The following is a 19198-nucleotide window of genomic DNA, read 5'->3' as shown; positions in this document are numbered from 1 at the left end:
CAACATGGTGCCATCAAGCGAGCAGCACGCCATGGTCGACCGCGTCCCCACCGATGATGAGCAGCGCCTGACGCAGTCCGGCGTAGCGCTCGCCCAGCTCGTGACCCACCTCGACCTCGATCTCACGCAGCGCGTGCTGCAACCAGCGGCGGCAGTCCTTCTTGTCGGCGTGCTTGGGCGGGCCGCCCGGGGCGACCTTCGGCTGCCACAGCGCGTAGCAGCTGGCGTTGAGGGCGATGCCCAGCGACGGGAGCACCTGGTCGGCGGGTTCGGCACCGCCGACGGCGGAGAGGTTGTCCACGGCCGTCGCACCGGCCACTGAGGCCACCGCCGACGTGGCGGTGAGCAGCAGCGCGTGGTTGCGGTCGCGGTCGTCGTCGCGCAGGGAGTCCACCGTCCGGCGGGCGGCCGCGGCGACCCTGGCCAGGACCACGCCGTCGGGCACGGTGTCCAGCAGCTCGGTGAAGACCGCGCCGATCGCCTCGCGGGTGTCGGCGTGCAGCTGGCGGGTGGTGCGCACGGACAGCGCGTGCAGCTCCCGGTCGAGCACGTGCGGCAGCTCCGGGCAACCCTTGCCCGAGCCGAGCTCCTGCACGCACCGCACGTGGATCGTCGCCAGGTCGATCGAGACCCGCTGGACGGCAGCGACCCGCCGGTTGGCGATCTCGCGCTCGAGCAGGTCCTGCCACTCGTCGCCGGCGTCGGAGACGGTCGCGGCGGCGACCCCGACCGGCGCGGGCCGCGCCTCGGCCCAGGTCTCCAGCTCGTGACGCAACTCGGCGACGCCGAAGACCGCGTCGGGGTCCAGCGACACCGGGAACCAGGGCGCGGTGGCCAGGACCTGGCCGCGGGAGGCGAGCAGCGCCCGGTTGGCGACCAGCATCTCCGGCCAGGCGTCGTGCTGGTCGATGCGGGTCAGCACGAACGCGACCCGCTCGACCCGCTCCACGGCGGCGGCGAGCAGGTCCAGGTCGGCCCGGTGCAGCGGAGCGGCGGCATCGACGACGAACAGCAGCCCGAGGCCACGCTCGGCCGCGTCGAGGATGATCTCGGCGTTGGCGGCGTCCAGGCCCCCGCTGCCGGGCGTGTCGACCAACGCGACGCGCTTGAGCAGGCTCGCCGGGTGGGTGATCTCGATGCGCCGGGCGGGACGGGTCGGTCCGGGACGCGGGTCGCGCTGGGCGGGGACGAACGCGCCGGCGACCGTGCGCGGCTCCCGGTGCCCGGGGACGAACGCGCGGGTCTCGGGCTTGTCGCCGTGCCGGTAGACCAGCCAGGCGTCACCGGCCGGGACCGGATCGGCGCGCCGGATCAGTGCGTTGAGCAGTGCCGTCTTGCCGCTTCGGGGCGAGCCGGCGATCACCGCGTAGCTGCGGGCACCCGAAGCGGATCGGGGCTCAGCCTGCCGATGACTCCTGCTGCCGCGGACCGGCATGGCGGACACTGCACCCCCGGGCGTCGTGACTGTCAGATCGATCAGCGGCGCCTGCATGATCCCAGACCCCATGTGCGACCTCCTTGTGCACGGGCCGGTAAGCACCGGAACGCTACGTGAACAGCCACTTACGGAGGCAGTGCTCCGGCTACTCAAACGGGTCCGAACGCACTACTCAAGTTCGTGCTTCGGCGGGTACGCGCAGTAATCGAGCTATCGATATGCTGCGACGGTGCCCCCCTGGAGCTTTGTCGGTCGAAACGCTGAACTGGTCCGTCTCTCCGAGGCAGCCACCGGCTCAACCGGTCGCGGCTTGATCCTGGGCGGGCCGCCAGGCATCGGCAAGAGCCGATTGCTGCGCGAGGGCGTCAACGCCCTTGACCAGGACCGGCTCGCAGTCTGGACCGCGACGGCCAACGCCGCCACGGCGGGTCTCCCGCTCGGCGGGCTGGCTCAGGTGCTGCCGCCCGACCAGCCGGCGGGTGGCTCGCCGGCCGGTCTGCTGCGCTGGGCCGTCGACGCGCTGCACCGTCAGGCCGCCGGCCGGCCGATCGTCGTGGCGATCGACGACGCCCACCTGCTCGACCCGCTGTCCGCCGCCCTCGTCTACTACGTCGCCCGGTCCGAGAACGCGACCGTGATCGGCACCGTGCGCACCGGCGAGCCGGTGCACGACCCGATCAGCGCCCTGTGGAAGGACGACCTGGTCGAGCGGATCGAGCTCACCCCACTGACCCTGCAGGAGACCTCCGACCTGCTGCTGCAGGTGCTCGGCGGCCCGGTCGACTCGGCCTCCGTCGACCGGCTCCAGCAGCTGTCGCAGGGCAACGCCCTGCTGCTGCGCGAGCTGGTCATCGCCGCGCACGCCAGCGGCGAGATCATCGAGAGCTACGGGATGCAGCGCTGGACGGGCAAGGTCGACCTCGCCCCGACGCTGACCGAGGTCGTCGACGCCCGCATCGGCAAGCTCACCCCGCAGGAGCGCGCCGTGCTGGAGCTGGTGGCGTTCGGCGAGCCGATCGGCCTGCCGCTGCTGGTCAACGCCACCGACCTGAACACCGTGGAGACCGCCGAGGAGCGGCAACTGATCCGGGTCGTCGTGGAGGACCGGCGCACCACGGTCCGCCTCGCCCATCCCCTGTACGGCGAGGTCGTGCGCCGCCGCTGCCCGGTCACCCGGGTCCGCCGGCTCCTCGCCGACCTGGCCGGTCTCGTGGAGAGCAGCGGCGCGCGGCGCCGCGACGACCTGCTCCGCGTCGCGGTGTGGCGCCTCGACAGCGACACCGCCCGCGACCCGCAGCAGCTGCTGATGGCGTGCCGGCTCGCGTTCGCCACCTACGACATGGCCCTGGCCATGCGGCTGGGCAAGGCCGCCCTCGCCGCCGGCGGCGGATTCGACGCCGCGGAGACCCTCGCGACGATCCTCATGTTCGTCAACATGCCCGAGGAGGCCGTCGCGATCCTCGACGCCAACGAGGAGCAGACCGTCGACGAGTCCCAGCGCAGCCGGTGGCTGGCCATCCGGCACATCACCGCGCAGTGGGGGCTCGGCGACACGGGCACCGTCGAGGACATCAACCGGCAGGCGCACAAGCTCAACGACCTGCGCGAGCGTTCCCTGGTCCTGGCCGTCGAGTCGACGATGCGGCTGCACCGCGGCGACAACGCGCAGGCACTGACCCTGGCCCGCCAGGTCCTCGACAGCGCCGCCAGCGCACCCGGCCCGCGGGCCCTGGCCCGCAGCAACATGGGCCAGCTCCAGGCGATGCGCGGCACCCCGGTGCAGACCGTCAAGGCGATGGCCGCGATCGACGCCGAGGCCGCCCAGTGGCGGGCCGAGGTCCCCTACATCCAGCTCGGCATCGAGCTCGCCCGCGGCACCGCGATGATCCTCGCCGCCGACCTCGGGGCCGTCGACGCGATCGTGGCCGCCGAGTTCGCCGGCATGGCCGACGCCGGCAACTTCAACATGGGCTCGGGCTACCTGCAGATCGTCCGCGCCCAGGCGGCCCGGCTCCGCGGCCGGCTGCCCGAGGCCGCCCGCGCCGCGGCGCAGGCGTGCGCCGCCCTGGCCACCGGGAAGGTCTTCGTCGCCCTCGCGCACGCCGAGCGCGCGCACGTCGCCGCCCTCACCGGGGACGGGCCGGCCGCCGCCGAGGCCTTCGCGATCGCCGAGAGCTCCCACTACCGCTCCATGGAATGCCTGTACCCCTGGCTCGAGGAGGCCCGCGCGTGGGTCGCCGTCGCCTCCGGTGACGTGTCGACCGCCGCCGAGGTGCTCCGGCTGCTCGCGGCGCGCACGCGCAGCGACGGGTTCGCCGCACACGAGATGTTCGCGCTGTACCACCTGGGCCGGCTGGGCTTCGCCGGCGAGGTCTGCGACCGGCTCGACGCGCTGTCGCACAGCGTCGAGGGCCGCACCGCCCCCGCGATGGCCTGGCACATCCGCGCGATCGCCGGCGAGGACGGCGGCAGCCTCCTGGCCGTCGCCGAGGAACTCGCCGATCAGGAGCTCAACCTGTACGCCGCGGAGGCCGCCGCCGGGGCCGTCACCCTGCTGCGGGGCATCCGCTCGCCGCAGACGCCGCGGGCCGCGCAGCGCCTCGCCGAGCTGCGCGTGCTGTGCCCGATCGCGGTCACGCCCGCGCTGGTCGTGCCACAGCCCATGCTCACCGGCCGGGAGCGGCAGATCGCCCGGCTCGCCGCCGCGGGTGTCCCCTCGAAGGAGATCGCGGACCAGCTGTACCTGTCCTCCCGGACCGTCGACAACCACCTCATGCGGGTCTACGCCAAGCTCGGTGTGACCGGTCGCGCAGAACTGGCCGCGGCCCTGCGCTCGCTGCCCCCGGAGGAGTGAATAGTCTTGGTGGCGTGACGAGTAGCGCGCTGCTGACCGACCATTACGAGCTGACGATGCTGTCGGCGGCGCTCCGCGACGGCACCGCGTCGCGCAATTGCGTCTTCGAGGTGTTCGCCCGCCGCCTGCCGACGGGGCGGCGCTACGGCGTCGTGGCCGGCACCGGGCGGCTGCTCTCACACCTGTCCGACTTCCGGTTCAACCCGGCCGAGGTCGATTTCCTGCTCGACCGCGGGATCGTGGACGCCTCGACGGCCGAGTGGCTGGCGGCGTACCGGTTCACCGGCGACATCGACGGCTACGCCGAGGGTGAGCTGTTCTTCCCCGGCTCGCCGATCCTCACCGTCAGCGGCACGTTCGCCGAGTGCGTGGTCCTCGAGACGCTGATCCTCTCGGTCCTCAACCACGACAGCGCCATCGCCGCCGGTGCCGCCCGCATGGTCACCGCCGCCCGCGGCCGCTCCGTGATCGAGATGGGCTCCCGCCGCACCCACGAGGAGGCCGCGGTCGCAGCGGCGCGGGCCGCGTATCTGGCCGGCTTCGCGTACACCTCCAACATGGAGGCGGGCAGGCGCTACAACATCCCGACGACCGGCACCGCGGCGCACGCCTTCACGCTGCTGCACGACACCGAGCAGGCCGCGTTCGCCTCGCAGGTGGCCACGCTCGGCAAGCAGACCACGCTGCTGGTCGACACGTATGACATCGCCCAGGGCATCCGCAACGCGATCGCGGTCGCCGGCCCCGACCTGCGCGCCGTGCGCATCGACTCCGGCGACCTGTCCGTCCTCGCCGCGCATTCCCGGGCCCTGCTCGACTCCCTCGGCGCGACCGAGACCCAGATCATCGTCTCCGGCGACCTCGACGAGTACGCGATCGCCGCCCTGGCCGCCGAGCCCGTCGACGCGTACGGCGCCGGCACCGCCGTCGTGGTCGGCTCCGGCGCCCCGACCGCCGGCCTGGTCTACAAGCTGGTCGAGGTCGACGGCCGCCCGGTGGTCAAGCGCTCCGAGAACAAGGGCACCGTCGGCGGCCGCAAGACCGCCGTCCGCCGGCACAAGCCGACCGGCACCGCCACCGAGGAGGTGGTCGTGTCGATGGGCGCCCCCGCCCCGGAACCCAACGACCGCGCGCTGCAGCGGGCCTTCGTCCGCGGCGGTGCACTGGTGCCCGACCTGCCCGACCTGGCCACCTCCCGCGAGCACCTGCGCCAGTGCCTCATCTCGATCCCCTGGGAGGGGCTGAAGCTGTCCGCCGGTGACCCGGCGGTTCCCGTCCAGATGCTTGGGGGCTCCGTATGACTCGCGCCTTGGTGATCGTCGACGTCCAGAACGACTTCTGCGAGGGCGGCTCCCTGGCCGTCGGCGGCGGCGCCGGCGTCGCGGCCGCGATCTCCGCCGCCGTGGCCGCCGGTTCCTGGGACCACGTGGTGGCCACCCAGGACCACCACATCAACCCCGCCGGGCACTTCGGCGACCCGCCGGACTACGTCAACACCTGGCCCGTGCACTGCGTGGTCGGCACCGGCGGCGTCGATCTCCATCCGTCACTGGACGTGTCCCACGTCGAGGCCGTGTTCACCAAGGGTGAGTACACCGCGGCGTACTCAGGCTTCCAGGGCTCCTCGTCCGGGGTCGACCTCGAGTCCTGGCTCCGCTCCCGATCGGTCACCGCCGTCGACGTGGTGGGCATCGCCACCGACCATTGCGTGCGAGCGACCGCAATCGATGCCCAGCGAGCGGGATTTGTTACATCTGTGCTGCTGGACATGACCGCGGGGGTTGCCCGGCCAACCGTGGACGCCGCCCTTGACGAGCTGCGTGCCGCCGGGGTGACGCTCGTGGGTGAACCGGTCGTGGCACCAAGCTGACCATCCGGTGGATGGCACGTAACTGGACTTGCCGTGTAACAACCGACGTGTACCGTCATCCCGGCAAGCGGTTCCGCACCCGATGTGAGGACTTCTCACGTCACAACGTAAGGACCACCTACACGGAGCGTGGCGAAAAAGGGAAGACTTCGCTACGCTTGCGGGACCTCGAAGGGTCGTCCATGGTGGACGACTCAGCACCAGGAGGGTCACGTGAAGTTGTCGATCGAAAATCGCCCTTCAGATCAGCGGGAAGCACTGCTGAGCCTGAGCGGCGAAATCGACTATGAGACCGCTCAGGAGCTCCGCACAGCGGTGAGTTCAGTGCTCGACGGCAACATCGACACGCTCGTCATCGACCTCGCCGGCGTAACGTTCCTCGATTCCACCGGCATCGGCACCCTCGTGGTCGCCAAGCGCATCTGCCACAGCATGGGCGTCAAGCTGCACATCCGGCGCCCCAACCCGTTCATCGCGCGCCTCTTCGCGGTGGTCGGCGTCAGCGACATCCTCGGGGTCCCGATCCCGCCGGGCACCGTTTCCGGCCGGCTTCCCCAGCCCCGCGAGCGCGGCGTCACCCAGCCCGCCTGACCACGAAGGAAGACACGGTCCGGACCTTGGACCCCGCACGTCCAAGGTCCGCACTGCCACTCTCCGTTCTGGCTCCCGGGGCACCGGACGGCCCGTTGCGGCCCGCAGCGATCCACTGAACGCTTCCTAGGGCCCATCCTGTGCGCCTCCCCCTCCGCGCATCTTTGCCGCCATCTCCGATACGTCCGCACTTGCACCGATTCACCCGCAAGTGTGAATCTGGTCGGCACGGCACCCACTGTGTGACAGGCACCCGCGCCCGATACAACGCGGCAGCCCCGGTCGCGGCCGGGAACACCCATGATCCGGAAGGCCTGCTGCCGTCCGCGCGACACAACGCCTTCCGGATCAACCCAAAGTGATAGCCGCCAATGACTGGACCGGGCAGTACCAGCGCTCAACCGGCGGTCTTCTGCGCCCACCCATGATCGAAGGACGACCCCAGCGACCACGCAGCTCCATCGATCATGAGCGAGGAGCGGTCGATCTCGGCAAGGGCCGCACCCGGACCTGGGCGATGTACTCCAACTCATCTGCACCAGCGATGGTGCGGCACCACCGAGCGATGACCTCGACGGCGCTGGACCCTGCGAGTTCGAGCATCGGGAAACACCACCTCGACCCGGCACGGACCGCGCCCACGCAACCCCGTCGACCGGAGCTTGCGGCGGTCGTGTCCGCTGTCGTGGTGTACGAGCGGCCGGGTGGCGCCTTGGATCACGAACGAGCCACCGCATCCGCCGCCATGTCGGGCGGTCGGGCGTCGGGCGGCCGTGATCCAAGTCGTGCACGGGCTGTGCGAACAGCTGTGCGGACAGCCAGCCCGCGACTTGGATCACCAGGGAGATCCACCCCCGGCGCGGAACACGCGGACGAAGCGGCAGATCCCGACCCCGGCAGCGCCGGACCTGGCGCCGGACCTGGCGCCGGACCTGGCGCCGGACCTGGCGCCGGACCTGGCGCCGGACCTGGCGCCGGACCTGGCGCCGGGCACGCGGGGATCGTGGCCAGATTCCCGACAACCCGAAGGATCCCCGGGCACCTGGAGCCTGTTGCGTTTTGGCGGAAAAACCGACTCGTCGACGGCCGCCGATCGGCCGCGACCGGCCGCACAGCCGTGTTTCTCTCAGCACAGAACGTGAGCCGGCCATTTCGCAACAGGCTCGCGGACAGCCAGCCCGCGACTTGGATCACCAGGAAGATCCACCCGGCGCGGAACACGCGGACGAAGCGGCAGATCCGGACCCCGGCAGCGCCGGACCTGGCGCCGGGCACGCGGGGGGTCGTGGCCAGATTCCCCACAACCCGAAGGATCCCCGGGCACCTGACACCGGAAATCGTTCCGCTTGTCGCACCACCACCACCCACCGGACAAGACCCCCGCACAGACCGAAGTCACGGACCGGCCGCCCGGACGGGCTACGGGACAACTTCGATCCGGCCGCGAGCGAGCATCACGACCGCGTACACGGGCCACAGGACGAAACGGCGGCACGACCGAAGCGAGTCCTTCAGGAAACACAGGTCCGCCAGCACTGCACAACCACGGCTGCCCGAAATGTGCAGGCCAGCACGGCCACCACCGCAGCAGACACAACCACGGCGGCAGCGCCAACCCTCCACGGCCCGAACGGCAGCGGCACTGACCAGGGCACATGCCCGAAGACCACCGAACAGCGGTGGGAGGCACGAGACGTAGCCAACCACGGCCGAAAAGACAGCAGCCCCAGCCGACCACGACCTACACGCAACACGCCAACCCCTCCACGCCCCCGAAAAGCAGCGGCACCGACCAGGGCGCAAGCCCGAAGGAGGCCCGCGGAACGGCGGCGGGAGGCACGGCCGGGAAAGGCGGCAGCCCCGGCCTGCCACGGCCTGAAGGCGGCGGTGGAAGGTCGGGGCTGCGCTGGTCGGGACGGGTTAGCGCTGTTCCTCGTAGGTGGCGCCGCCGTCGGCCTCGTGGCTCAAGGGGCGGGCGCCGCCGGTCGGCGGGGCTTCCAGGGAGTGACCTGGGGCGTGGGCCGGGAAGCGGGCGTCGAAGGCGGGGCGCTCCGATCGGATGCGGGGCATGCTGTCGAAGTTGCGCAGCGGGGGCGGGCAGGAGGTGGCCCACTCCAGGGACATGCCGTGGCCCCAGGGGTCGTTGACCTCGACGACGCGGCCGGTCTTGTAGGACTTCCACACGTTCCAGAGGAAGGGCAGCGTGGAGAGGCCGGTGATGAACGAGCCGATGGTCGAGATCGTGTTCAGCGTGGTGAAGCCGTCGGACGCGAGGTAGTCGGCGTAGCGGCGGGGCATGCCCTGCGTGCCGAGCCAGTGCTGCACCAGGAACGTGGTGTGGAAGCCGATCGTGGTGAGCCAGAAGTGGACCTTGCCGAGCCGGTCGTCGAGCATGCGGCCGGTCATCTTCGGGAACCAGAAGTAGATGCCGGCATACACCGCGAAGACGATCGTGCCGAAGAGCACGTAGTGGAAGTGGGCGACCACGAAATACGTGTCTGAGACGTGGAAGTCGATCGGGGGGCTGGCGAGCAGGACGCCGGAGAGTCCGCCGAAGAGGAAGGTCACCAGGAAGCCGATGGCGAAGAGCATCGGGGTCTCGAAGGTGATCTGGCCGCGCCACATGGTGCCGATCCAGTTGAAGAACTTCATGCCGGTCGGGACGGCGATGACGAAGCTCAGGAACGAGAAGAACGGCATGAGCACCTGACCGGTCGCGAACATGTGGTGGGCCCACACGCTCATCGACAGGGCACCGATCGCGATGGTCGCGCCGACGAGGCCCTTGTAGCCGAAGACGGGCTTGCGGCTGAAGACCGGGATGACCTCCGTGATGATGCCGAAGAACGGCAGCGCCACGATGTAGACCTCGGGGTGGCCGAAGAACCAGAACAGGTGCTGCCAGAGCATCGCGCCGCCGGTCTCCGCGTCGTAGACGTGGGCGCCGAGGCGGCGGTCGGCCTCCAGGGCAAGCAGGGCGGCGGCCAGGATCGGGAAGACCATGATGACCAGGACGCTGGTGACCAGGATGTTCCAGGTGAACATCGGCATCCGGAACATGGTCATGCCGGGCGCCCGGAGGGTCAGCACGGTGGTGATCATGTTGACGGCGCCGAGGATGGTGCCGAGGCCGGAGAGGACCAGGCCGACGATCCACAGGTCGGCGCCGACGCCGGGCGAGTGGATGATGCTGTTGAGCGGGGCATAGGCGAACCAGCCGAAGTCCGCGGCGCCGCCCGGCGTGATGAAGCCGATCAGGGTGATCGAGCCACCGAACGCGTAGAGCCAGTAGGCGAACGCGTTGAGCCGGGGGAACGACACGTCCGGCGCGCCGATCTGCAGCGGCGTGATGTAGTTCGCGAAGGCGAACACGATCGGCGTCGCGAAGAACAGCAGCATGATCGTGCCGTGCATCGTGAACAGCTGGTTGTACTGCTCCGGGGAGAGAAACTGCAGACCCGGCCGGGCCAGCTCGGCGCGCATGAGCAGCGCCATGAAGCCGCCCACCATGAAGAACACGAACGACGTGATGAGATACATCAGGCCGATCTGCTTCGCGTCCGTGGTGCGCAACAGCCGAGCGAACGCCGAGCCCTTGACCGGCTGATGCACCGGCCAAGGCCTGGTGACGATCGGCTTTGGTGCAACGGTGGTCACGAAAGGCCTCCTGAGGCTGTTGAACCCGCTGGCGAGCCAGCTCCGCGAGGTGGCCGCACGATCACCCTCGCGATCAACACGTCACCTCGGAGGCAGAATAGTCTCCCGCTCCGACACAAAATCGCTGGGGGCACAAGACCTACCGGGTAGCAGGCACCGAGCCTCCCGCCGCCCCGAGGTTGAAGGTGATGGCACCGGCGGCGATCGCGGCCAGCACCAGAAGCACGATGCCCCAGAAGATCAACCGGTCGGCCGCGGTCGGCTCTTTCCAGACACTCGCAAGACGGGCCCCCACCGGCACCGGGGCGGGTTCAAAAGCCGGATCGTCCGCGTCCGCGACGGGCGCCGCCGCGACGGGCGCGGGCGATCGGGCCGGAAGGGCACGGAGCAGGATGGGGGTCGCGCCGGCGAGCACCAGCAGGACGCCCAGGACAGTGATGATGACGGCTATCCAGTCACGCATGCCATGCAGGCTAGGAGATCCACGCAGGTCACACCAGAGCCGTCACCGCAGCGACCTCCCCGCGTGACGGCCGGTGAAATTTACAGTCGAAACGCCGGTGGTGAAACCTGGCGGCAATCTCGTGTTGACAGTGCGGAAACCGTGTACGACGCTCCGGTATGGAAGCGCTCCCAAAATCGACGCCTTGCTATCCGAGGAGGTCGCGATGTCGATTACCGCCGCTGCCGAACACCCCACCCTTGCCCACGTCGCCGCGCTCGCCGGTGTTTCTTCCGCCACCGCATCCCGCGTCCTCAACGGCTCCGCCCGAGTCAGCCCCACTGCCCGCCAACAGGTCCGTGACGCCGTCGACCGGCTCGGCTACGTCCGGCAGCGCGCCGCCCGCGCCGTCGACCGTCGCCCCCGCTCGGTCGCCGCCGTGGTCTGCGAGCCCAACGCACGACTGTTCGCCGATCCGTTCTACTCCCGCGTCCTCGCGGGCGCCAGTGCCGCGTTCGCCGAACGCGACATGCCCATGCTGCTCGCCGCCGGGGAACGACCGGCGTCGCTGCAGCGGTACCTCAGCAGCGGCCACATCGACGGGGTGCTGCTGATCTACTGCCGCAGCAGCCACCCGCTGGTCGTGACGCTGCCCGCCCTCGGCGTGCCGGTCACGCTCATCGGCCGGCCGCTGCAGACCAGCACGATGCCGTACGTCGACGCCGACAACCGCGGCGGCGCCCGGCAGGCCGTCGAGCATCTCGCCCGTACCGGACGGAAACGGATCGTCACGATCGCCGGACCGCCGGACGTCTCCGCCGGCGTGGACCGGCTCGCCGGGTTCCGCGAGGGACTGGAGCGGGCCGGACTGGAGCCGGGTCCGATCGCCTACGGCGACTTCACCCGGCCCGCGGGCGTGCACGCCATGACCAGGCTGCTCGACCACCGGCCGACCCTCGACGCGGTGTTCGCCGCGTCGGACCTGATGGCCGTCGGGGCGCTGCACGCGCTGCGGCAGGCGGGCCGGCGGGTGCCGGAGGACGTCGCGGTCATCGGCTTCGACGACCTGCCCCTGGCCGCGTTCACCCAGCCGCCGCTGACCACGATCAAGCAGCCGGTCGAGGAGATCGGCGCCGCCGCGGCCCGCCAGCTGCTCGCGCTCATGAACGGCGACCACGCCGAGCCGTCCCCGGTGCTGCCGACCACCCTTGTAAGGAGGCAGTCGGCATAGCGCATCCAAACAGCGCCCGCCGCACGAACAGAAGGGTATGCAACGGCTACTGGAGGCGGCCCGGTCACTGGACACCGGCACGGTCGCGCGCACCGTCCGGGAGCTGATGGACGAACACGGCGTGATGCAGATCTGGACGGCGGTGTGCGTCCCGGCGCTGCACCAGGTGACCGGGGACGTCGCCGTCGAGCACGCCCTCAGCCAGGGCGTGGCGCATGGTCTCGACCTGGTCAGCGCGCCCCGCCACGACGACATCAGGACCAACCACGTCCTGCTGGCGTGCGCGCCCCGGGAGGCGCACTCGCTGCCGCTGCGCGCCCTGGCCGCGGCCCTGTTCGAGCGGCGGATCGGCACGTTCCTGCTCGGCGCCGAGGTGCCGTGGAGCGCGCTGCGGGCGGCGGTGCGGCGGACCGTGCCCGGCACCGCGATCGTGTGGTCGCAGCAGCCGGGCACCGCCGACCCGGCCGCGCTGCTCGCGCTCGCGGACCGGTTCCCAGGGACCCGGTTCGCGGCGGCCGGACCCGGCTGGGACCCGGCGCCGGCCGGGCTGCCCCACCTGACGTCGATCGAGATCGCAGTTTCCGCGTGTGTACCGGTGGCCGCCGGTCGGGTCCCCGACTCCTAAACGTCACGGGAACCCGCTAGCGTGCCGGGCATGATCGAGGTGGGCCCGCCCGCATACACCGGAAGGCGTAGGGCCGGTCAGCCACGCTACGTGTTCGTCGCGGTGCTCGTCGTCGTCGCACTGGTGGCGCTGCTGCTGCGGACCATCACCGGCGGTGGCGGCACCCCGCACCCCCAGGCGGAGGTGTCGTTCGAGGCGCCGGCGCCGGTCGTGCCACCCGTCGAGAGCGCCGCGGCCGCGACGTCCGCCGCCGCCAACTCCCCCAGCGCCAGGCCCAGCCGCAGCGTCACCAGCGCCCCGGCGTCCAGCAACCCACCACCGGCACAGTCGCCGTCGACGTCGCCGAGCGCCGGCGGTACACCTGCCAAAACGATCGAGGCAGAAGCTCCGGCGAACCGGCGCCCCGGTCAGATGACCGTCCGTGAGGTCTCCACCGCGTCGGGCGGCCGGGCCGTCACGGGAGTCGGCAACAACCGCGTCCTGGAGTTCACCGGCGTCACCGCGGCGCGCCCCGGCGAGGTCACCGTCACCGTCGCCTACCTGTCCACCGAGGAGCGCTCCTGCTGGCTGCGGGCCGGCGGCGGCACCTGGCAGCAGGTCCGGTTCCCCGCCAGCGGCGCCTGGGACCGGGTGGCGACCGTCACACTGACCGTCCGCCTCAATGCGGGGCAGAACACGATCGAGGCCGGAAACACCACCGGCAGATGGTGTCCCGACCTCGATCGCATCACCGTTGCCCCCCGCTGACCACCCCAGCCGCGGCAACATGTTGATGTGGAACGTTTGGCGTGACCGTGCGCCGGGTGGACCATCCAGGGAGGCTTCCGGTTTTGTCCGGCGCCGGTCACACCTCAAATATGCGGGCCGGACCTGAGTCGGACCCGTAATCGCGCTGGGAAGTTCCTGGTAATAGGGTCCCGGCATGGCGCTCTTCGACCTGCCCCTCGCCGACCTGCGACAGCACCGCTGCGCGACGCCCGAGCCCGCGGACTTCGACGCGTTCTGGGCCGGGACCCTCGACGAGGCCCGCCGGCTCGCCGCGCCCGCCGTCCTCAGCCCGGTCGACACCGGCCTGCGCGCCGTCGACACGACCGATGTCACGTTCACCGGCTTCGGCGGCCAGCCCGTGAAGGCGTGGCTCAACCGGCCCGCAGATGTCGAGGGGCCGCTTCCGGTTGTCGTCGAGTTCATCGGGTACGGCGGAGGCCGCGGCTACCCGCACGACTGGCTGCTGTGGTCCGCGGCGGGGTACGCCCACCTCGTCATGGACACCCGCGGCCAGGGCGGCGGCTGGCGGGCCGGCGACACCCCGGACCCGGACGGCTCCGGGCCGCAGACGCCGGGCTTCCTCACCCGAGGTGTGCTCGACCCGCAGACCTACTACTACCGCCGGCTCATCACCGACGCCGTCCGGGCCGTCGAGACCGCCCGGGCGCTGCCGTTCGCGTCGCACGTGCTGGTCAGCGGCATCAGCCAGGGCGGCGGCCTCGCCCTCGCCGCAGCCGGCCTGAGCTCCCCCGGTGACCTCGCGGGCGTCATCGCCGGCGTGCCGTTCCTGTGTGACATCCGCCGCGCGGTGACGATCACCGACCGCGCGCCCTACGCGGAATTCGCCGCCTTCTGCCGGCTGAACCCGTCCCGGGCCGCCCTCGCGCTGTCCACTGTGGATTACGTGGACGGCGCGCACTTCGCGGCCCGGATCACCGCACCGGCGCTGCTGTCCGCGGCGCTGATGGACCTGACGTGCCCGCCGTCGACGGTGTTCGCGGCGTACAACGCGCTGCGCGGGCCCAAGGAGCTGGAGCTGTACGAGTGGGACGGCCACGACGGAGGCCAGGGCCACTTCTCGTCCCGGGCGGTCGCCTTCGCCAACGGCCTGATCTAAGCCACTCTGAACGTCTGGCCGAGGGTGTGCACGACATCACCGCGGTGCAGCTGGCGGCCGCGCCGCCGGTCGACCTCGCCGTTGACGGTGACCTCGCCGTAGGCGATCAGGTCCTTGCCCTCGCCGCCGGTCTCCAGGACGTTGGCGAGTTTCAGGAACTGCCCCAGCCGGATCATGTCGTCACGGATCTGAACGTCGATCATCGGGCACGCTCCAGCAGGGTCAGCATCTCGGGCAGGTCGAAGAAGCGGGCCGTCTCCAGGGCCGACGGCCCACCGGCGGCGGGGTCCGCGCCGGCGTCCAGCAGGGTGCGCACCGAGTCCGCGGACCGGCGGAAGACGGCGGCGGCCAGGGCGGTCTGACCGCGGTCGTTGGCCCGGTCGGGGTCGGCGCCCCGGGCCAGCAGCGCGGCGACCGCCGGCGGGTGGTCGTGGTACGCGGCCAGCATCAGCAGCGTGTCGCCCTTGTCGTTGGTCAGGTTCACCGGCAGCCCGGCGTCGACGTTGGCCGCGAGCTCCTCGGTGGCACCGGCGCGGGCCAGGTCGAACATGCGGTGCGCGAACTCCAGCACGTCCGGGTCGATCGGTTCACTCACGTTCGCAGCGTAGCTGTCGGCCAGCCGACCCCCACCCGCCGAACCGGGGTGAGACACCCGCCGTGTCACTGGGCAACGCTGCGAACAAGGAGACCCGAACATGCGGAAGATCGTCCTGACCCTTGCGGTGGCCGCCGCGGCCGCCCTCTCGTTGAGTGCCTGTGACTCGATCGATCTGACCAAGGGGGACCAGGCAGGCGCTGAGGCCCCGGCCGCCGCCGCCCCCGCCGCTGCGACCACTTCGGCTGCGGCGTCCCCCTCGGCTGCCGCGAACGTCGCCGGCGTGAAGGTGCACGAAGACGCCACGCTCGGCAAGGTGGTGACCGATTGGAAGGGCTGGACCCTGTACCGCTTCGAGAAGGACACCCCGAAGCCGCCGAAGTCCAACTGCGAGGCGGACTGCCTGGCGAAGTGGCCGTACGTCCCGTATGTGGAGAACATGAAGATCGAGGGCGTCGACCAGAAGCTGATCGGCAAGGTCACCCGCAGCGACGGCTCGCTGCAGCTGACCATCAACAGCTGGCCCGCGTACCGGTTCGCCGGGGACACGAAGGTCGGCGAGACCAAGGGACAGGGCGTGGGCGGCGTGTGGTTCGCCTTCACGCCCGAGGGGAAGAAGGCCCAGGCCGTCACCGGGGACAGCGGCAGCGGCGGGTACTGATCTCCCTCACCGCGGCGCCGCGCTCCTACCCCCTTGGGAGCGCGGCGTCGTCGTGTTGTGCAGATCTCGTGACGGGGGCCTCTCCGCTGGGAGACCGCGGCCTACGCTGCGCGCATGACCACCCGGCGGAAGATCCGCATCTGGCTCGTGCTGTTCCTCATCGGCCTGGTCGCCAGCGGGGTGACGGCATTCCCCCTGGAGCACGAGGTGCACTGGCTGAGGTCCGTGCTCGACCGGATCGACCTGGCGCCCGACGCCCTGGTCGACTGGATCGCGCGGGTCGACCAGGGCATCACCGAGACCAACGACCGCTATCCGTTCATCATGTACGGCACCGACTGGCTGGCCTTCGCGCACCTGGTGATCGCGGTCGCGTTCTGGGGGCCGCTGCGCGACCCGGTGCGCAACATCTGGGTGATCGAGTTCGGGATGATCGCCTGCGTCGGGGTGGTGCCCCTCGCGCTGTTCGCCGGTCCGGTCCGCGGGATCCCTGGCTGGTGGACGGTGCTGGACATCTCCTTCGGCGTGTTCGGCATCGTGCCGCTGCTGATCGTCCGGCGCCTGATCAAGCGCCTCGAACTCGAAGACAACCAGCTTGCTCCCGAAAAAGCGTTGCAGCCGCTCGAGGCTCGTGGCTAAGTTGGGTCGTACATGGGAAAGGAGGTGGTCCAACGTTGTGTAGCAATGGGACTCATGAGGTGACTGTCCGCTAGCCGCCGTCCTCTGGACTCGCACTTCGTGCGGCCGCCCGGATGGTGGCAGGCGAATACGAGGCAGTTTCCCAGCCCCCGAGGCTTTCCGGTGTCAGTCCAGCCGGCCCACGCGCAGTCAGCGCGGGAACCTCGGGGGCTGTTCCATATCCTGGTGCACATGATCTCCGCCGACCGTCTCCGCGACCACGTCGCCGCGCTCGTCGCTCACGGGCCGCGCTGCGGCGATCTGCCCGGAGTGCCCGCCGCGCTGCGGTACATCACCGACGAGCTCAGCGGCCTCGGCCTGGTGGTGCGGGTCGAGCGGTACGGCAGCGAGCTGCACGACGTGAACCTCGTCGCCGAGATCGAGGGCGGGACGTCCGACGACGCGGTCGAGCTGGCCGCGCACTGGGACACCGTCGAGGGCACCCCCGGCGCGGACGACAACGCCAGCGGGGTCGCCGGGGTCCTGGAGGCCGCCCGCGCGCTGCGCGACCGGGACCTGCCGGCCCGCACGATCCGATTCTGCCTGTTCGGCGGCGAGGAGGACGGGTTCCAGGGCAGCACCGCCCACGTCCGGCAGATCACCCCCGACACGGAGTCGATCGTGTTCGAGATGATCGGGCGGACGTCCCCGACGCAGTCCGCGCCGTCGTTCCTGCTGGACCCGCCGACGGTCGGCGACTTCATCGCGTTGATCGCCAACCCGGCCTCCGCCGGGCTCGCCGACCTGTTCGCGTCCGCGGCGACGCCGCACCTGCCCACGTTCCCGCTGGTCATGCCGACCGAGGCGATGGAGGTCGTGCTGCGCAGCGACCATGTGCCGTACTGGTCGACGGGCCGCCGCTCGCTGCTGGTCACCGACACCGCCGAGTTCCGCAACCCGGACTACCACGCGGACACCGACACCCTCGACCGCCTCGACCTGGACTTCGCGGCGCGCGTGACGGCCGCCGCGGTCAGAACCGTCATCCGGCTGGCGGGCTGACCCCGCCGGTGATCCCGGCCGGGTGATCGACGTCACGGTCGGAGGTCCCCCAGGCCCGTGTGGCAGCATCCCCTCGTGAGTCCGATACGGCTGTTGATCGCTGACGACCAGGCGCTCGTCCGCGGCGCTCTCGCCGCGCTGCTCGACCTCGAGCCGGACCTCACGGTCGTGGCCGAGGTCGGCCGCGGCGACGAGGTCGTCGCGGCGGCCCGCGAGCACCGCCCCGACGTGGCCCTGCTCGACGTGGAGATGCCCGGGATCGACGGCATCGCCGCGGCCGCCGCGCTGCGCAAGGCCATGCCGGGCTGCAAGGTGCTCATGGTGACCACGTTCGGCCGGCCAGGTTATCTGCGGCGGGCGATGGCGGCCGGGGCGTCCGGGTTCGTGGTCAAGGACACCCCGGCCCGGCAGCTCGCCGACGCGGTGCGGCGCATCGCGTCGGGGCTGCGGGTGGTGGACCCGACCCTGGCCGCGGAGACCCTCGCCAGCGGCGACAGCCCCTTGACCCCGCGGGAGGCCGACGTCCTGCGGGCGGCCCGGGAGGGCGGCACCGCCGCCGATGTCGCCGGGCAGCTCGGCCTGACCGAGGGCACGGTGCGCAACCACCTGTCGTCGGCGATCGGCAAGACCGGCGCCCGGACCCGCGCTGAAGCGGTGAGGCTCGCCGACGAGAACGGTTGGTTGTAAGGAGCAACCGATAGGGTGGGGGGTATGACGGCACTACTGGCGAGCGGTCGCGACGCGGACGTCTACGCCCTCGACGAGCGGCGGGTGCTGCGGCGCTACCGGCTCGGTGGGGACGTGACCGCGGAGGCCGCCGTCATGCGGTATGTCGCCGACCACGGCTATCCGGTCCCCCGGGTCTACGAGGCGACCGGCGCCGACCTGATCCTGGAGCGGCTCGAAGGGCCGACCATGCTGCAGGCCCTCGCCGACGGCTCGCTCGACCTGCGCGACGGCGGGACCGTCCTGGCGGACCTCCTCGAGCGGCTGCACAAGGTGCGCGTGCGGGCGGCGAAGGACCCCGGCACCCGGATCCTGCACCTGGACCTGCACCCGGAGAACGTGGTGATGACCGAGGGCGGCCCGGTCGTCATCGACTGGCGCAACAGCACCGAGGGCCCGCCCGAGCTCGACGTGGCGATGAGCGCCCTGATCGTCGCCCAGGTCGCGATCGAGCCGGGCCACGCGTTCGCGGAGCGGGCCGAGGTGTTCCTGGACGTGTTCCTGTCCTGCACGCGGGACAACCCGTTGTCGCAGCTGGAGGCCGCGGTGCGGCGGCGGGCCGCGGACCCGGCGCTGACAGCGGCGGAGCAGGCGCACCTGCACGAGGCCGCGCTGCTGGTCACGACGATCTCCAGGGCCCATCACTGAGACTCACTCCCGCCAGGCGACGTCCGGGGCCCGCGCGGGCGGCACGCTTCTTGCCATGGAGGAACTCTTCGTCCGGCAGGTCGACATCGGCGTGGCCGAGATGGACATCGCCGTCGGCGACCAGTTGACCACGACGCGCGTCGTGGTGGAGCACGCCACTGCCACTGACGGCCGGGGCGGCCCGGACCGTCAGTTGCTGCTCGTGTACGGCGCCGAGGAGACCCCCGCGGTCGCCGAGGCCCTGCTCCGCGCCGCCGAAACGGCCACGACACCCTAGCCAGGCCGGGACGGCCAC

General features: G+C 71.2%; 19 protein-coding genes. 14 read left to right on the top strand and 5 right to left on the bottom strand.

Annotation, left to right across the window (positions count from 1 at the left end; all coding sequences use genetic code 11):
- Positions 1-13: 13 nt before the first annotated feature.
- Complete coding sequence (locus ACFPIJ_RS55410; protein ID WP_380127634.1) at positions 14-1507, bottom strand: dynamin family protein; 1494 nt, start codon at positions 1505-1507, stop codon at positions 14-16.
- A gap of 160 nt (positions 1508-1667) precedes the next feature.
- On the opposite strand from ACFPIJ_RS55410, the gene ACFPIJ_RS55405 reads away from it, so the two are divergent.
- From ACFPIJ_RS55405 to ACFPIJ_RS55390, 4 genes are all read left to right on the top strand, one after another.
- Positions 1668-4292, top strand: a complete 2625-nt coding sequence (locus tag ACFPIJ_RS55405) for a LuxR C-terminal-related transcriptional regulator (RefSeq protein ID WP_380127633.1) — start codon at positions 1668-1670, stop codon at positions 4290-4292.
- Positions 4293-4306: 14 nt separating this feature from the next.
- On the top strand, positions 4307-5593 hold the full coding sequence (locus ACFPIJ_RS55400) for a nicotinate phosphoribosyltransferase (protein WP_380127632.1): 1287 nt from the start codon (positions 4307-4309) through the stop codon (positions 5591-5593).
- The gene (locus ACFPIJ_RS55395; protein WP_380127631.1) at positions 5590-6162 is read left to right on the top strand and encodes an isochorismatase family protein; all 573 of its coding nucleotides are present in this window, start codon (positions 5590-5592) and stop codon (positions 6160-6162) included. The genes ACFPIJ_RS55400 and ACFPIJ_RS55395 overlap by 4 nt, the downstream gene beginning before the upstream one ends.
- 213 nt (positions 6163-6375) lie before the next feature.
- Positions 6376-6753 (top strand): STAS domain-containing protein, encoded by a 378-nt coding sequence (locus ACFPIJ_RS55390; protein WP_203845458.1) that lies wholly within the window; start codon positions 6376-6378, stop codon positions 6751-6753.
- Between the two features lie 1920 nt (positions 6754-8673).
- Here the strand turns inward: ACFPIJ_RS55390 and ctaD are convergent.
- Together ctaD and ACFPIJ_RS55380 are read right to left on the bottom strand one after the other, a co-directional pair.
- A complete protein-coding gene (ctaD, locus tag ACFPIJ_RS55385) occupies positions 8674-10410 on the bottom strand; it encodes an aa3-type cytochrome oxidase subunit I (protein ID WP_380127630.1) in 1737 nt (578 codons plus the stop codon).
- Between the two features lie 139 nt (positions 10411-10549).
- Positions 10550-10873 (bottom strand): hypothetical protein, encoded by a 324-nt coding sequence (locus tag ACFPIJ_RS55380; RefSeq protein ID WP_380127629.1) that lies wholly within the window; start codon positions 10871-10873, stop codon positions 10550-10552.
- A 205-nt stretch (positions 10874-11078) separates the two neighbouring features.
- Between ACFPIJ_RS55380 and ACFPIJ_RS55375 the strand changes: the two genes are divergently transcribed.
- From ACFPIJ_RS55375 to ACFPIJ_RS55360, 4 genes are all read left to right on the top strand, one after another.
- Positions 11079-12083: a LacI family DNA-binding transcriptional regulator gene (locus ACFPIJ_RS55375; RefSeq protein ID WP_380127628.1), complete on the top strand. Its 1005-nt coding sequence runs from the start codon at positions 11079-11081 to the stop codon at positions 12081-12083.
- A 37-nt stretch (positions 12084-12120) separates the two neighbouring features.
- On the top strand, positions 12121-12708 hold the full coding sequence (locus ACFPIJ_RS55370) for a transcriptional regulator (RefSeq protein ID WP_380127627.1): 588 nt from the start codon (positions 12121-12123) through the stop codon (positions 12706-12708).
- 30 nt (positions 12709-12738) lie between these two features.
- The gene (locus tag ACFPIJ_RS55365) at positions 12739-13455 is read left to right on the top strand and encodes a carbohydrate-binding protein (protein WP_380127626.1); all 717 of its coding nucleotides are present in this window, start codon (positions 12739-12741) and stop codon (positions 13453-13455) included.
- Positions 13456-13630: 175 nt separating this feature from the next.
- Positions 13631-14593 (top strand): acetylxylan esterase, encoded by a 963-nt coding sequence (locus ACFPIJ_RS55360; RefSeq protein WP_380127625.1) that lies wholly within the window; start codon positions 13631-13633, stop codon positions 14591-14593.
- On the opposite strand, the gene ACFPIJ_RS55355 is transcribed toward ACFPIJ_RS55360, so the two are convergent.
- Both ACFPIJ_RS55355 and ACFPIJ_RS55350 read right to left on the bottom strand, forming a co-directional pair.
- Positions 14590-14796 carry an RNA-binding S4 domain-containing protein gene (locus ACFPIJ_RS55355; RefSeq protein WP_203845450.1) on the bottom strand — a complete coding sequence of 69 codons (207 nt, stop codon included), beginning with the start codon at positions 14794-14796 and terminating at the stop codon, positions 14590-14592. The genes ACFPIJ_RS55360 and ACFPIJ_RS55355 overlap by 4 nt on opposite strands.
- Positions 14793-15143 (bottom strand): ankyrin repeat domain-containing protein, encoded by a 351-nt coding sequence (locus tag ACFPIJ_RS55350; RefSeq protein WP_380127701.1) that lies wholly within the window; start codon positions 15141-15143, stop codon positions 14793-14795. Before ACFPIJ_RS55350 ends, ACFPIJ_RS55355 begins: the two co-directional genes overlap by 4 nt.
- 145 nt (positions 15144-15288) lie before the next feature.
- Between ACFPIJ_RS55350 and ACFPIJ_RS55345 the strand changes: the two genes are divergently transcribed.
- The 6 genes from ACFPIJ_RS55345 (at position 15289) to ACFPIJ_RS55320 (ending at position 19180) form a co-directional block, all read left to right on the top strand.
- Complete coding sequence (locus tag ACFPIJ_RS55345) at positions 15289-15849, top strand: hypothetical protein (protein WP_380127624.1); 561 nt, start codon at positions 15289-15291, stop codon at positions 15847-15849.
- A 114-nt stretch (positions 15850-15963) separates the two neighbouring features.
- Positions 15964-16488 (top strand): hypothetical protein, encoded by a 525-nt coding sequence (locus tag ACFPIJ_RS55340; protein ID WP_380127623.1) that lies wholly within the window; start codon positions 15964-15966, stop codon positions 16486-16488.
- A gap of 231 nt (positions 16489-16719) precedes the next feature.
- On the top strand, positions 16720-17529 hold the full coding sequence (locus ACFPIJ_RS55335; protein WP_380127622.1) for a M20/M25/M40 family metallo-hydrolase: 810 nt from the start codon (positions 16720-16722) through the stop codon (positions 17527-17529).
- A gap of 75 nt (positions 17530-17604) precedes the next feature.
- Positions 17605-18216: a response regulator transcription factor gene (locus ACFPIJ_RS55330; protein WP_203845445.1), complete on the top strand. Its 612-nt coding sequence runs from the start codon at positions 17605-17607 to the stop codon at positions 18214-18216.
- Positions 18217-18240: 24 nt separating this feature from the next.
- Complete coding sequence (locus ACFPIJ_RS55325; protein WP_380127621.1) at positions 18241-18903, top strand: phosphotransferase; 663 nt, start codon at positions 18241-18243, stop codon at positions 18901-18903.
- A gap of 55 nt (positions 18904-18958) precedes the next feature.
- On the top strand, positions 18959-19180 hold the full coding sequence (locus tag ACFPIJ_RS55320; RefSeq protein ID WP_380127620.1) for a hypothetical protein: 222 nt from the start codon (positions 18959-18961) through the stop codon (positions 19178-19180).
- Positions 19181-19198: the final 18 nt, after the last annotated feature.

The organism is Dactylosporangium cerinum, from assembly GCF_042653625.1.
Taxonomy (GTDB): domain Bacteria; phylum Actinomycetota; class Actinomycetes; order Mycobacteriales; family Micromonosporaceae; genus Dactylosporangium; species Dactylosporangium cerinum.
The sequence above is the reverse complement of the archived record's forward strand: the minus strand, read 5'-3'. Positions and strand labels throughout refer to the sequence as shown.

Excerpts from the sequence above, each read along its gene's own strand:
- ACFPIJ_RS55410 (WP_380127634.1), bottom strand. The coding sequence starts at position 1,507 with ATGGGGTCTGGGATCATGCAGGCGCCGCTGATCGATCTGACAGTCACG.
- ACFPIJ_RS55395 (WP_380127631.1), top strand. The coding sequence starts at position 5,590 with ATGACTCGCGCCTTGGTGATCGTCGACGTCCAGAACGACTTCTGCGAG.
- ACFPIJ_RS55380 (WP_380127629.1), bottom strand. The coding sequence starts at position 10,873 with ATGCGTGACTGGATAGCCGTCATCATCACTGTCCTGGGCGTCCTGCTG.
- ACFPIJ_RS55375 (WP_380127628.1), top strand. The coding sequence starts at position 11,079 with ATGTCGATTACCGCCGCTGCCGAACACCCCACCCTTGCCCACGTCGCC.
- ACFPIJ_RS55370 (WP_380127627.1), top strand. The coding sequence starts at position 12,121 with ATGCAACGGCTACTGGAGGCGGCCCGGTCACTGGACACCGGCACGGTC.
- ACFPIJ_RS55365 (WP_380127626.1), top strand. The coding sequence starts at position 12,739 with ATGATCGAGGTGGGCCCGCCCGCATACACCGGAAGGCGTAGGGCCGGT.
- ACFPIJ_RS55360 (WP_380127625.1), top strand. The coding sequence starts at position 13,631 with ATGGCGCTCTTCGACCTGCCCCTCGCCGACCTGCGACAGCACCGCTGC.
- ACFPIJ_RS55355 (WP_203845450.1), bottom strand. The coding sequence starts at position 14,796 with ATGATCGACGTTCAGATCCGTGACGACATGATCCGGCTGGGGCAGTTC.
- ACFPIJ_RS55350 (WP_380127701.1), bottom strand. The coding sequence starts at position 15,143 with ATGTTCGACCTGGCCCGCGCCGGTGCCACCGAGGAGCTCGCGGCCAAC.
- ACFPIJ_RS55345 (WP_380127624.1), top strand. The coding sequence starts at position 15,289 with ATGCGGAAGATCGTCCTGACCCTTGCGGTGGCCGCCGCGGCCGCCCTC.
- ACFPIJ_RS55340 (WP_380127623.1), top strand. The coding sequence starts at position 15,964 with ATGACCACCCGGCGGAAGATCCGCATCTGGCTCGTGCTGTTCCTCATC.
- ACFPIJ_RS55335 (WP_380127622.1), top strand. The coding sequence starts at position 16,720 with ATGATCTCCGCCGACCGTCTCCGCGACCACGTCGCCGCGCTCGTCGCT.
- ACFPIJ_RS55325 (WP_380127621.1), top strand. The coding sequence starts at position 18,241 with ATGACGGCACTACTGGCGAGCGGTCGCGACGCGGACGTCTACGCCCTC.
- ACFPIJ_RS55320 (WP_380127620.1), top strand. The coding sequence starts at position 18,959 with ATGGAGGAACTCTTCGTCCGGCAGGTCGACATCGGCGTGGCCGAGATG.